This window comes from Streptomyces sp. NPDC014733, from assembly GCF_043083385.1.
In the GTDB taxonomy this organism is placed as follows: Bacteria; Actinomycetota; Actinomycetes; order Streptomycetales; family Streptomycetaceae; genus Streptomyces.
In genome coordinates, this window is record NZ_JBIBYO010000002.1 from 87,771 (window position 1) to 100,669 (window position 12,899).

Annotated in this window: 9 protein-coding genes and 2 pseudogenes; 8 read left to right on the forward strand and 3 right to left on the reverse strand. The window is 69.5% G+C overall.

The features are described from left to right. Positions 1 to 111: 111 nt before the first annotated feature. The 4 genes from ACF1BH_RS05320 (at position 112) to ACF1BH_RS05335 (ending at position 6,094) form a co-directional block, all read left to right on the forward strand. A complete protein-coding gene (locus ACF1BH_RS05320; RefSeq protein WP_391641075.1) occupies positions 112 to 2,121 on the forward strand; it encodes an ATP-binding cassette domain-containing protein in 2,010 nt (669 codons plus the stop codon). Positions 2,122 to 2,241: 120 nt separating this feature from the next. Next, a complete protein-coding gene (locus ACF1BH_RS05325) occupies positions 2,242 to 3,213 on the forward strand; it encodes a FadR/GntR family transcriptional regulator (RefSeq protein WP_391641076.1) in 972 nt (323 codons plus the stop codon). Positions 3,214 to 3,611: 398 nt separating this feature from the next. Beyond that, the gene (locus ACF1BH_RS05330; protein ID WP_391641077.1) at positions 3,612 to 5,153 is read left to right on the forward strand and encodes an RNA polymerase sigma factor; all 1,542 of its coding nucleotides are present in this window, start codon (positions 3,612 to 3,614) and stop codon (positions 5,151 to 5,153) included. Positions 5,154 to 5,284: 131 nt separating this feature from the next. Then, positions 5,285 to 6,094, forward strand: coding sequence for a serine protease (locus ACF1BH_RS05335; RefSeq protein ID WP_391641078.1), 810 nt, complete (start codon positions 5,285 to 5,287; stop codon positions 6,092 to 6,094). 124 nt (positions 6,095 to 6,218) lie between these two features. On the opposite strand, the gene ACF1BH_RS05340 is transcribed toward ACF1BH_RS05335, so the two are convergent. Then, entirely contained in the window at positions 6,219 to 6,449 is a 231-nt protein-coding gene (locus ACF1BH_RS05340; RefSeq protein WP_391641079.1) for a hypothetical protein, read from the reverse strand. 444 nt (positions 6,450 to 6,893) lie between these two features. On the opposite strand from ACF1BH_RS05340, the gene ACF1BH_RS05345 reads away from it, so the two are divergent. From ACF1BH_RS05345 to ACF1BH_RS05360, 4 genes are all read left to right on the forward strand, one after another. Then, entirely contained in the window at positions 6,894 to 9,014 is a 2,121-nt protein-coding gene (locus tag ACF1BH_RS05345) for a type IIA DNA topoisomerase subunit B (RefSeq protein WP_391641080.1), read from the forward strand. Between the two features lie 160 nt (positions 9,015 to 9,174). Continuing rightward, positions 9,175 to 9,663: a DUF1453 domain-containing protein gene (locus tag ACF1BH_RS05350; protein ID WP_391641081.1), complete on the forward strand. Its 489-nt coding sequence runs from the start codon at positions 9,175 to 9,177 to the stop codon at positions 9,661 to 9,663. 30 nt (positions 9,664 to 9,693) lie between these two features. After that, entirely contained in the window at positions 9,694 to 10,860 is a 1,167-nt protein-coding gene (locus tag ACF1BH_RS05355) for a sensor histidine kinase (protein WP_391641082.1), read from the forward strand. Beyond that, complete coding sequence (locus ACF1BH_RS05360) at positions 10,857 to 11,543, forward strand: response regulator (RefSeq protein WP_391641083.1); 687 nt, start codon at positions 10,857 to 10,859, stop codon at positions 11,541 to 11,543. The genes ACF1BH_RS05355 and ACF1BH_RS05360 overlap by 4 nt, the downstream gene beginning before the upstream one ends. Before the next feature lie 107 nt (positions 11,544 to 11,650). Here the strand turns inward: ACF1BH_RS05360 and ACF1BH_RS05365 are convergent. Both ACF1BH_RS05365 and ACF1BH_RS05370 read right to left on the reverse strand, forming a co-directional pair. After that, a pseudogene (locus ACF1BH_RS05365) lies at positions 11,651 to 12,128 on the reverse strand (helix-turn-helix domain-containing protein); the annotation flags it as partial. Continuing rightward, positions 12,117 to 12,799, reverse strand: a pseudogene (locus tag ACF1BH_RS05370) (sensor histidine kinase); the annotation flags it as partial. The pseudogenes ACF1BH_RS05370 and ACF1BH_RS05365, both read right to left, overlap by 12 nt. Between the last annotated feature and the right edge of the window lie 100 nt (positions 12,800 to 12,899).

Sequence of the window (12,899 nt, forward strand, 5' to 3'; positions counted from 1 at the left end):
ACCCCACTCGGTAATTACGAGTAAATAAGACATATGGGGCTACCTTGGCGGGGTGAGCCCTTTCGTGCCCTCCACTCCGTCCGACCGGTCTCACGCCCCGCGAGGGACGCGATGATCCAGGTCATCGGGCTGACCAGCGAACCCCGCGGTGAACGCCCGCCCGCCGTCAACGACCTCACCTTCGACGCCCCGCCAGGAAACGTCACCGTCCTGCTCGGTCCCGCCGCGTCGGGGAAGACCACTGCGCTGAGGCTGATGCTCCAGCTCCAGTCCGGCCGCGGCGTCGCCCTCTTCCGTGGACGGGCACTGCACCGGGTGCCCAACCCGCCACGCGAAATCGGCGTCGTCCTCGGCGACGTGCCCGGCGATCCGTCCCGCACCACCATCGGTCACCTACGTCTCCTCAGCGCGGCGGTCGGCGTGCCCGCCAACCGCGCCGACGATGTCCTGGACCTCGTCGGCCTCACCGGCCTCGCCGACAAACAACTCGGTGACCTCTCCCGCGGCATGGACCGACGCCTGGCCCTGGCCGTCGCCCTCCTCGGGGACCCTCACACCCTCGTCCTCGACGAACCCACCGACGGCCTGCAGCCACGCGACACCGCCTGGCTCCACGGACTGCTACGCGGCTACGCGGCGCAAGGCGGCGCCGTCCTCGTCACCTCACGCCACTCCCGCGAAGCCACCCGCATCGCCGACCGCGTCATCACCCTCGACGCCGGTCATCTCGCCGCCGATCAGGACGCGGCGACCTTCGCCCGCACCCGCATGCGTCCCCGCGTCCTCGTCCGTTCTCCGCAGGCCGATCGCCTTGCGGCGTTGCTCATCGACGAATCGCAACGCGCCCACCATGCCGCGGATCCCGCCATCGGTCGCGGCATCGAAGTCATCCGCGAGAGCGGTAGCCGCCTCGCGGTGTACGGCAGTGACTGCGCCGCAGTCGGCGAAGTCGCCTTCCGTCACCGGGTGCTGGTGCATCAACTCGCCGATGAGGTAGGCGACAGCGGCGTCATCGAACCGCTCCACCGGGCAGACGGTCGACAATTGCACGCAGCGACTGCGCCTCCCCGTGCCGCTGACGTCTCCCAGCATGTCACTGTCACGGAACCTGCCCCCACAGCCGCAACCCTCGATATCGATATGCCGACATCCCGCGTTGGCGACATGGCGACACTCCCCGGCAGCGACTGTCGCCACACAGCCCCTGCCACCCCCACCACCGCCCCCGACGACCTCACCGACACCCTCACCCTCCCCGTCATCACCGCACCCGCGCTCGCCCCAACTCCCCACCCCCCACGCCTCCCCAGAGCCACCCCATCCCCCCAACCGCACATCCCCCGCCTACCAGGCCCCGGCCCCGCCTGGCCCTTGCGCTACGAAGTCCGTCGCACGGTAAGCGATCGCACCGTCGTCCTCGTCGCCGTCATCTCGCTCCTGGCGTCGCTGGTGCCGGCTCTTCTCCTGGCGCGTCACGGCGCCGCTCCTCTCTCACGTGTGCTGAGCGGGTGGCCGCGGCAACTCCCCTTCCCGCCTGCCGCGCTCGGTGCCGGGTTGGTCGGATCACTGGCGTTCGGGCAGGAGTTCCGCTTTCCCGCGCTGGCTCACGAATGTGGCGCCGTCCCCCGTCGGCTTGGGCTGCTGGTCGCGAAACTGGTGGTCACCGGAGTCTGCGCGCTGCTGCTCGGCGCGGTGATCCTCCTGGCCGACGAGGCGGCCGTCCGGCTGGTGTTCGGGGCCGACGCGTTGGGGGGCCTTCCCGACGTCCCGGTGTTCGTGGTCGGTTGGGCGGGGCTGCTGGTCGGCTGTGCCTGGGCGGGGGTGCTGGCCGCAGGGCTGTTCCGTTCCACGGCGATGGGGTTGGCGGCGGTGCTGGCCGTGCCGGTGCTCGTCGTGCCGGCCCTGCGGTACGTGCTGGCCGAGCAGGCGGGCCGTTCGCTGGCGGGGCTCACCGCGAGGCTGCGGGCTTCGGGTCCCGTTCGGTGGCCGTCCGGAATCGATCACGGCGCCTCCGTTGTCGTGCGCTGGGTGACTCAACCCGTAGGTGGCGCACTGGCGTTGTCCGTCGCCGCGCTGGTCTGCGCTTATGGCCTGACGGCGCTCCGGAGCCGGGTGCGCTGACGGGCGCGTACGGGTGCGGCGTGTGCCTCTGGGGCGCTCGCTGTCCACAACTCGCCCTGGAGCGCGCATTTCTTTCCGATAAAGCGTCAATTATGAGGTACCGGGCGATCACCCTTTCGTGTGCTTTTCACCAAAGACCTCAAGGGTGTTCGGGACGCCGCCGACAAAGGATGCGTGAGTACCCTTGCGCACACCATGATGACCGCGGCTCGCCCCGCCGATGCCGGCCACGCAGGCCCGGGCGAGCTCGACCGCTACCCCTACGGCACCGCCGTCAACAGCGCCGCGGACCGCGTCGCACCGGCGTGGGACGGCGCCGAGGCCGACATCGCCCGCGCCGGCCGGCGCACCGCCAGCAGCCGTGGCCGGGGCCTGCACGGCCAACTCGTCCAACAGCTCGGCCAGATGATCGTCTCCGGCGACCTCGGCGCCGACCGTCCACTTGTCCCCGAGGAGATCGGCCAGCGATTCGAGGTCTCCCGCACCGTCGTCCGCGAATCGCTGCGGGTGCTGGAGGCCAAGGGCCTCGTCAGCGCGCGACCCAACGTGGGCACCCGAGTGCGCCCCGTGAGCGACTGGAACCTCCTCGACCCCGACATCATCGAATGGCGGGCCTACGGGCCGCAGCGCGACGCCCAGCGCCGTGAGCTGTGTGAGCTGCGCTGGACCATCGAGCCGCTCGCCGCCCGCCTCGCCGCCGGGCAGGGGCGCGAGGACGTCCAGCAGCGGCTCGCCGACATGGTCGACGTCATGGGGCACGCAGCGGCCCAGGGTGACACCATGAACTTCGCCCGCGCTGACACCGAATTCCACGCCCTGCTGCTCCAGCTCGCCGGCAACCGCATGCTCGACCACCTCTCCGGCATCGTCTCCTCCGCCCTCCACGTCTCCGGCGGCACGTCGGGCGGCTGCGAGCGGCCGGCCGAGACATCCGTCGGCCAGCACATGCGGATCGTCGACGCCATCGCCGCCGGGGACGCCGCAGCCGCCGAGAGCGCCGTGCGTCAGCTCCTAGCCGCTCACGGCGAGGGCGGCGGACAGACCCCCGGGGCGCCCGCGGACCACGTCGTGCCCGCCCCTCGCGAGCACTGACGGCGCCACCTCCCGCGCACCCGCCACGGACCCGGAAGCGGTCGGTCCGGCGGCGCGTACCCCGAAGGCCGGGGCGCCGCACGGCAGCGCGACCGCAGCCCGCCGGATCCGGGAGTCATCCGGATCCGGCGGCGGGCTTCGGCAGGGTTGCATGTCATATGACGGGGAATGTCTCGTTATGAGGTGTGACTCGGGCCACGTGGATTGGGCGTAACGCTCGTCGGGGGAGCGCGATGACTTAAGAGGTGATAGCCGAGGAGGGAATACGGGCGGCGTCGATGACGCTGTTCAACTCCCCGGTTACCCCCGCGCCGCCGGCCATCCCCTCCGGCGGTCGTCGGCTCCGATCCACACAGGACGGGGTCGGAAGCCGTTTCCATCGTTCCGAGAGGTTGTTCGTGTCGGCCAGCACATCCCGTACGCTCCCGCCGGAGATCGCCGAGTCCGAGTCTGTGATGGCGCTCATCGAGCGGGGAAAGGCTGATGGGCAGATCGCCGGCGATGACGTGCGTCGGGCCTTCGAGGCTGACCAGATTCCGCCAACCCAGTGGAAGAACGTTCTGCGCAGCCTCAACCAGATCCTCGACGAGGAGGGTGTGACGCTGATGGTCAGTGCCGCAGAGGCGCCCAAGCGCACCCGCAAGAGCGTCGCAGCGAAGAGTCCGGCGAAGCGCACCGCCACCAAGACCGTCGCGGCCAAGACCGCAGCGGTGAAGAAGACCACCGCGGCCGCCTCCCTCGGTGACGCGTCCGCCGAGGCGGAGCCCGCGCCTGCCAAGAAGGCCGCGGCCAAGAAGACCACGGCCAAGAAGACGGTCGCCAAGAAGACCGCGGCCAAGAAGACGACCGCTAAGAAGACCGCGGCCAAGAAGGACGTCGACGAGCTGCTCGACGACGAGGTGACCGAGGAGACCGCGGCGCCCGGCAAGGGCGACGCACCCGAGGCTGCCGAAGGCGCCGAGGCCGCCGGTTTCGTCCTGTCCGACGACGACGAGGACGACGCGCCCGCGCAGCAGGTCGCCGCGGCCGGCGCCACCGCCGACCCCGTCAAGGACTACCTCAAGCAGATCGGCAAGGTCCCGCTCCTCAACGCCGAGCAGGAGGTCGAGCTCGCCAAGCGCATCGAGGCCGGCCTGTTCGCCGAGGACAAGCTGGCCACCGAGGAGAAGATCGCTCCCAAGCTCAAGCGTGAGCTGGAGATCATCGCCCAGGACGGCCGCCGCGCCAAGAACCACCTCCTGGAGGCCAACCTCCGTCTGGTCGTCTCCCTGGCCAAGCGGTACACCGGCCGCGGCATGCTCTTCCTGGACCTCATCCAGGAGGGCAACCTCGGTCTGATCCGTGCCGTCGAGAAGTTCGACTACACCAAGGGCTACAAGTTCTCGACCTACGCGACGTGGTGGATCCGCCAGGCCATCACCCGCGCCATGGCCGACCAGGCCCGGACGATCCGTATCCCCGTCCACATGGTTGAGGTCATCAACAAGCTCGCGCGCGTCCAGCGCCAGATGCTCCAGGACCTGGGCCGCGAGCCCACCCCGGAGGAGCTGGCCAAGGAGCTCGACATGACCCCCGAGAAGGTCATCGAGGTCCAGAAGTACGGCCGTGAGCCGATCTCGCTGCACACCCCGCTGGGCGAGGACGGCGACAGCGAGTTCGGTGACCTGATCGAGGACTCCGAGGCGGTCGTCCCGGCCGACGCGGTCAGCTTCACGCTCCTGCAGGAGCAGCTGCACTCGGTGCTGGACACCCTCTCCGAGCGCGAGGCCGGCGTCGTCTCGATGCGCTTCGGCCTCACCGACGGCCAGCCGAAGACGCTGGACGAGATCGGCAAGGTCTACGGCGTCACGCGTGAGCGGATCCGTCAGATCGAGTCGAAGACCATGTCGAAGCTGCGTCACCCGTCGCGCTCCCAGGTGCTGCGCGACTACCTCGACTAGCGGACACGGCAACACGGTTTCTGCGGGCCCGGCCCCCTTCGAGGGGCCGGGCCCGCGGCCGTCCGGGTGCGCAAAGCAGCCGTTTGGGTCACGCTGGGTGGGCGATCACTGCCTCGGAGTCAGGAGTCCGTATGCGCCCGATCTTCCGCGCCGTACCCGGAGCCCTTGCCATGGTCCTCGCGACACCGTCCTTGGCCGTGGCCGACGCATCGGTGGTCGGGGGACAGCCCGTACAGGTCGTGGAGAGCCCCTGGGTGGTGGCTATCGCCTCCCAGAACCGCTTCGGCAGGCAACGGTCCGGTCAGTTCTGCGGTGGCGTCCTGGTCGGCCGCTCAACGGTGGTGACCGCCGCGCACTGTCTGAGCGCCGAGGTACTGGGGATGCCCTGGCAGCAGGTCCGCGATCTGCGCGTGCTCGTGGGGCGCGAAGATCTCGCCGGCACGGGTGGACAGGCGCTGAAACCGGCCAAGGTGTGGGTCAACCCGCACTACGACAGCCGGACGAACGCCGGGGACATGGCGGTCCTCACCCTGCCGAGGCCCGTCACCAACCGGGCCATCCCGATCGCCCCCGAGGGCTCGGGAGCCTACGACGAGGGCACTTCCGCGGTGGTGTACGGCTGGGGCGACACCACGGGCCGGGGCGCCTACGCGTCGCGTCTGCGGTCCGCGGCGGTGAACATCCTGTCCGACGACACGTGCGCCCGCGCCTACCCGGGCACCGCCGACGGCGCGTACCACGCCTCCACGATGCTCTGCGCGGGTGAACCGAAGGGGGGGCGGGACGCCTGTCAGGGGGACTCCGGCGGCCCGCTGGTCGTCGAGGGGCGCCTGGTGGGGCTGGTGTCGTGGGGTGCGGGCTGTGGGGAGCCCGGGAGCCCGGGGGTCTACACGCGGGCGTCCGCGCTGATGCCGGCCGTCGCGCTGCACGGCGCGGGCTGAGAGCCGCCTGGCGCGGCCAGGAGCCGGAAAACACGAGTGCGGGCGGTCTCCCCGGTGGTACCCGGGGAGACCGCCCGCCGCACGGCCTGGGCCGCTACTCGCTCGTCGTCGTGGATGCGATGTGTCAGCGTTCCTCATCGGGCGCAGACGCCGGAGGGGCGGTGAGCCGCTCCGTCTCGTCCTGTATTTCCGCGGCGATCTTCTTGAGTTCTGGCTCGAACTTGCGACCGTGGTGGGCGCAGAAGAGCAGTTCTCCGCCGGACATCAGGACGACGCGCAGGTATGCCTGGGCGCCGCAGCGGTCGCAGCGGTCAGCGGCCGTCAGCGGGCTCGCGGGTGTCAGAACAGTAGTCACGTCGCCTCTTCTCTAGCTCGACGAGCTGTCGTACCAGGGTCAACATCCAACCAGGCCGAAAACGTTCCCGCTCGAGCCTTTTCCTCGAAAAAAATCTTCGAGAGGTTGGCCGGGTGCTGCCGGGTGGCGGCGAATGAGCCGTATTGCTTGGTGGTTCGATTCACGGTTGCTGGGTGTGTCCTCCCGGCTGGCTTGCCGGTCGTTGATGAGGACGTGCCCGGAGCCTAAATGGTTCATGCCTCGAAGGGAACGTGATGTTCGCGTCACGTCCGCCTCACCCCTTCGAGGGATCGAACTGGCGATCGAAATTCTACTACCATGAGCGTGCTGACGGGTGGCGTCACATCGGCTCTACCTGGCCTCGGTACGCTCTTGACCGGCGTTACCGCCACAACCGAGTCCGCGGAATGCGGACTGCCAGAAATTCAGCGAGGAGCGAACCGCGTGACCGCCGAGATGTCCGTGCCGTCCACCGCAGTGCTGACCGGGGCTGACCGGGACGGTTCCAACTACACCGCGCGGCACCTGCTCGTCCTGGAAGGGCTTGAGGCCGTCCGCAAACGCCCCGGTATGTACATCGGCTCCACGGACAGCCGCGGCCTGATGCACTGCCTGTGGGAGATCATCGACAACTCCGTCGACGAGGCGCTCGGCGGCTACTGCGACCGCATCGAGGTGCTCCTCCACGCCGACGGTTCCGTCGAGGTCCGGGACAACGGCCGCGGCATCCCCGTCGATGTCGAGCCCAAAACCGGTCTCAGCGGCGTCGAGGTCGTCATGACCAAGCTGCACGCCGGCGGAAAGTTCGGTGGCGGCTCCTACGCCGCCTCCGGCGGTCTGCACGGCGTCGGCGCCTCCGTCGTCAACGCCCTCTCCGCCCGCCTCGACGTCGAGGTCGACCGCAACAGCAAGACGCACTCGATCAGCTTCCGCCGCGGCGTCCCCGGGACCTTCACCGCCTCCGGCCCGGACGCCCCCTTCGACCCGGGCAACGGCCTGGTCAAGGGCAAGCGCGTCGCCAAGACGAAGACCGGCACCCGGGTCCGCTACTGGGCCGACCGCCAGATCTTCCTCAAGGACGCCCGGCTCTCCCTGGAGACGCTCTACGCCCGAGCCCGGCAGACCGCCTTCCTGGTCCCCGGACTCACCCTCGTCGTCCGCGACGAACGGGGCATCGACGGCGCCGCCGCCACGGAAGAGACCTTCCACTACGACGGCGGTATCAGCGAGTTCTGTGAGTACCTCGCCCAGGACAAGGCGGTCTGCGACGTCCTGCGGCTGAGCGGACAGGGCACCTTCAAGGAGACCGTTCCCGTCCTGGACGACCGCGGCCACATGACCCCCACCGAGGTCACCCGTGAGCTGGGCGTCGACATCGCCCTCCGCTGGGGCACCGGATACGACTCGACAGTCAGGTCCTTCGTCAACATCATCGCGACGCCCAAGGGCGGCACCCACGTCTCCGGGTTCGAGCGGTCGGTCGCCAAGACCGTCAACGAGGTACTGCGGTCGAGCAAGCTCCTCCGCGTCGCCGAGGACGACGTCGTCAAGGACGACGCCATGGAGGGGCTCACCGCCGTCGTCACCGTGCGGCTCGCGGAGCCCCAGTTCGAGGGCCAGACCAAGGAGGTGCTCGGTACCTCCGCCGCCTCCCGCATCGTCGCCCAGGTGGTCGGCCGGGAGCTCAAGGCGTTCCTGACGTCCACCAAGCGCGACGCGAAGCAGCAGGCCCGCGCCGTCCTGGAGAAGGTCGTCGCCGCGGCCCGCACCCGTATCGCCGCACGTCAGCACAAGGAGGCGCAGCGCCGGAAGACGGCTCTGGAGTCCTCCTCGCTGCCGGCCAAGCTCGCCGACTGCCGCAGCGACGACGTCGAGCGCAGCGAACTCTTCATCGTCGAGGGCGACTCGGCGCTCGGTACCGCCAAGCTTGCCCGGAACTCCGAGTTCCAGGCGCTGCTGCCGATCCGGGGCAAGATCCTCAACGTACAGAAGTCGTCCGTCTCGGACATGCTCAAGAACGCCGAGTGCGGGGCCATCATCCAGGTCATAGGAGCAGGGTCCGGCCGCACCTTCGACATCGACACCGCCCGGTACGGCAAGGTCATCTTCCTCGCCGACGCCGATGTCGACGGCGCGCACATCCGGTGCCTGCTGCTGACGCTCTTCCAGCGCTACATGCGGCCCATGGTCGAGCAGGGCCGGGTCTTCTCCGCCGTACCGCCCCTGCATCGCATCGAACTGATCAACCCCAAGAAGGGGCAGGAGAAGTACCTCTACACCTACTCCGACAACGAGCTGCGCCAGACGCTGCTCGAGCTGGAGCGGAAGAAGGTCCGCTATAAGGACAGCATCCAGCGCTACAAGGGCCTCGGTGAGATGGACGCCGACCAGCTCGCCGAGACCACCATGGACCCGCGCCACCGCACCCTGCGCCGGATCAACATCAGCGATCTCGAAGCGGCGGAGCGCGCCTTCGACCTCCTGATGGGCAACGAGGTCGCCCCGCGCAAGGAGTTCATCACCAACTCTGCCTCCACGCTGGACCGTTCGCGCATCGACACCTGAGCCCGTCGTCCGCTCCGAGGGGGTGTTCCTCCACCCAGGGGTGGAGGAACACCCCCTCGGCTTTCCACCCGGCCCCCACCCGCGGGCCGATCCGCCGGCAGTGCACGCTCCGTAGCGTCGGGGACGTCAGCATTCCCGTCGTCGCAGGAGGCCAGGGGCCATGAGCGGCCTGCTCAACACCGTTGTGATCATCGCGGTGGTCGCGTACGTGTTCATCCGCCAGTTCAGCGCGCAGCCACTGCCGTCACATGGCCGCAGCACCTGGTTGGTTCCCGCGATTCTGGGCGGGATGGCGCTGCGCGAACCGCGCCTTCTGGACGTCACCCACCCGACCGCCTCGGTCGTACTGCTTGCCGCCGGGACCCTGCTCGGGCTCGTGAGCGGCGTCGGATGGGCCTGGACCACCGTGATGTGGACCGACGCCGACGGCACCGTCTGGACGAAGGGCGGTCTGCGGACCGCGGCGGTCTGGCTGTGCGGCATGGCGATACGCCTCGGGCTCGGCGCCGCGGGGCACTTCTGGGGCGTCCACCAGGGGACGGGCGCCATGATGCTCTCGGTCGCCGCGATGCTGCTGTCACGCGGCGGAGTCACCTTCTGGAGGGCCCGGTCCGTACAGCCCGCGTACCGTGTCCCCGTGGGTGGCTGAGAAACGCCGCCGCGCAGGGAAGGACACCGAGTGCCGCAGAACGTCTGGACACGCTGGCCCCTGCGGGAGGCGCTCGCCCACGAGGGGGTGAACGAGACCCGGCGGTGGATCGGCAGAGCCGTCCGCGTCCTCCTCCTGGGGCTGCTGCTGTGGGCCACGCTCACCCGGTCACCGTTCCACGGCTGGTGGAGCGTGGCCGGAGCCGCCGCGGTACTCCTCACCGGAGTGGCCTTCCACGGCTTCTTCCGGATCACGCTGCAGCAGCGACTGTGGCCGTCCATCGGACTGTTTCTGGCCATGGAGGGTGGCGCGTTCGCCTTCCATGCGGTCGGTGCGTCGCTTCCCGCCGTCGTGCTCTGGTGCGGCTGCGCCGTCGTCGCCCTGGAGCGGCTGCCGCTCGTCGCCGCCCTGCCCTGCTCGGCCGCCGCACTCGGCGCTTTCGCCCTTGTGAAGGACGACAACTGGCTGACGACCGCGACAACCGCAGGGGGACTGGCCCTCGCCGGCTACGTGATGCGCCTCGACGCGGAGGCGCGCGGCACCGTGCAACGGCTGCTCGCCCAGGAGCGCGCCGCCCGCACCGCCGAGGCGGAGACCGCCGCGCTGGCCGAACGGGGCCGCATCGCCCGCGAGATCCACGACGTTCTCGCCCACAGCTTGAGCGCTCAACTCGTCCACCTGGAGGCGGCCCGGCTGCTCATCCAACGCAGCACCGACCTCGAAGCCGATCGCGCACAGCTTCTCGAACGGGTGACGGCCTGCCGCGGCATGGCGCGCGAGGGCCTCGACGGCACCCGCGAGGCGCTGTCGGCGCTCCGCGGCGAGATGCGCCCCGTCGAGGAGTATCTGCGGGAGCTGACGGCGGCCGAAGGCGTGCGCCTGAAGGTCACGGGGGAACGGCGCGGGCTCCTCCCCGAAGCCGCACTGGCGGTACGCCGCGTGGCGCAGGAGGCGCTGACCAACGTCCGCAAACACGCCCCCGGCGCCCGCACCGACGTCCGCCTCACCTATACGGAGGAGACGGTCGGCCTGGAAGTACGCAACACGCTGGGGCGCACCGAGCCCGGAGCGCTCGCATCCAGCGGCTCCGGATACGGTCTGGTGGGCATGCGCGAGCGCGCCGAACTCCTCGGCGGCACGCTGGAGTCAGGACCTGAAGGGCAGAGTTTCGTGGTGCGGTTGCAGGTGCCGGCATGACGGGCGGACCCGTGAGGCGGGTGGTCGTCGCCGACGACCAGACCGTGGTGCGCGAAGGCATCGTGATGCTGTTGGGCCTCCTGCCCGGTATCGAGGTTGTCGGCTCCGCGCCGGACGGTGAGGAAGCCGTCCGTCTCGTCGGTGAACTCGCCCCCGACGTCGTCCTGATGGACCTGCGCATGCCACGCTGCGACGGTGTCGAGGCCACCCGGCGCATCCGGACCGACCACCCGGGCACCCAGGTGGTGGTCCTCACCACCTACGCCGACGACGATTCACTCTTCCCCGCCCTCCAGGCCGGTGCCCGCGGCTATCTGACCAAGGACGCGGACGGCGACGAGATCGTCCGCGCCATCGACGGAGTCCTCTCCGGGGAAGCCGGGCTGTCCCCCAGGATCCAGCGGCGGTTGCTGGAACGCGTCGCCGCGCCCCCGCCGCCGTCGCGCAAGGGGCCTGTGGAACCGCCGGACGGGCTGACCGCCCGCGAGGTCGAGGTGTTGCAGCTCGTCGCCGAAGGGCTATCCAACCCGGAGATCGCGCGCAGGCTGCATGTCTCCACCGCGACGGTAAAGACACATATCAACAATCTCTTCGGCAAGGCGGGGCTGCGCGACCGGGCGCAGGCGATCCGATACGCGTATCGGCACGGCCTGGCGCAGCCACCCGGCGAGAACGCCACCTGATGGAGTGAAGGGACCGGAAGGCGGAACCGGACGCCCCCCGCCTACCTTTCCTTGATGGAACCAGCCAACAGGTACTGATCGGCGCCGGTGCGGCATGGCCTACGCGCTCATACCCATGCGTAGCGATGCTCGGGGCGGCTGGTCTCGCCGTATCGGAGAGTGAGCCGGACGCGTCCCGCCCGCTCCAGAAGCTTCAGATAGCGCTGCGCCGTCTGTCGGCTGAGCCCGGCTCGTACCGCAACGTCCTGAGCGGACAAGGGGGCATCGGCGGTACGGAGAACGAGCGCACGTGGTCGGCGGTGGCGGCGGAATGGCCTTTGGGGAGCCCTGCTGCATCGAACCGGCTGATCCCAGCGCTCCGAAGATCCGGTCCACCTCCGACTGTTCGGCTTGGCAGCCGTCCTCGAAGGTACGACGCAAGGCGGCGTATCCCTCCAACTTGGAGCGCAGACCGGCAAACGTTAATGGCTTGACGAGATACTGCAGAGCGCCGTGACGCATTGCGGCTTGAACCCTTGCGATGTCACGCACCGCGGTCACCATGATGACGTCTGTCGGTATGCTCCGGCTCCGTAGGCTGAAGACAGCACCGTCTCCGGGGCGTCCATCGACCATCGCCGTGCCGCCGTCGCGTTCGGCCAGCCTCCGCACCAGTGCCAAGCCGATGCCCCGCTGTCCGTGGGGCGGTGGCTCCTTCGTTGTCCATCCCTCGGTGAAGTCCGAGTCGCGATGAGCCGTGGGGACGTCAGCCGTTGTCGCTGACGCGGGTGACCGCTGTCCGCCCGTCCGCGTGGAGCTGCACCTCCAGTTGCGCGTCGGGAACCGCAGCTGTGGCATCCAGGGCGTTGTCCACCAGGTTGCCGGGAATGGTGACCAAGCTGTGGGGGGGCGATGAGGCGGTCGGGGAGGTGGGTGCCGGAGGAGAGGGCGAGCGGGGCACCACGTTCTGTCGCCACAGTCGTTTTACCGACAAGGAGAGAAGCCGCAAGCGGATCGTGGATGCGCTCCGTGACTTGCTTGGCCGTTGCTCGATGGGCACCGACCGAATGTGTGATGAAGGAGCTGGCCTCCTCGTGAAGTTCTAGCTCCAGTAGGCCGAGGAGCGTGTGGAGTTGGGTTTCGTGTTCGTTGTCTTGGGTGCGGAGCGCGCCGATTAGCCCGCGGGCGCCGCCCAGTTCGCGTCCCAGCCGCTCCAGCTCCGTGCGGTCCCGCAGTGTGACCACTGCCCGGCCAGCGTCGGTGGGCGTCCGGTTGGCCCTTGGACGGCAGGTCCAGCAGCCATTGCGCTTCGATGAACATTAAGGGCGGCTGCTGCCGCTTCGGTAATCCCTCGCAGTGTGGACGGGGGCCTCCGTA

Bases quoted from the DNA above. Each gene is read 5' to 3' on its own strand.
- ACF1BH_RS05350 (WP_391641081.1), top strand. From the start codon at position 9,175: ATGAGCGGCCTGCTCAACACCGTTGTGATCATCGCGGTGGTCGCGTAC.
- ACF1BH_RS05335 (WP_391641078.1), top strand. From the start codon at position 5,285: ATGCGCCCGATCTTCCGCGCCGTACCCGGAGCCCTTGCCATGGTCCTC.
- ACF1BH_RS05320 (WP_391641075.1), top strand. From the start codon at position 112: ATGATCCAGGTCATCGGGCTGACCAGCGAACCCCGCGGTGAACGCCCG.
- ACF1BH_RS05360 (WP_391641083.1), top strand. From the start codon at position 10,857: ATGACGGGCGGACCCGTGAGGCGGGTGGTCGTCGCCGACGACCAGACC.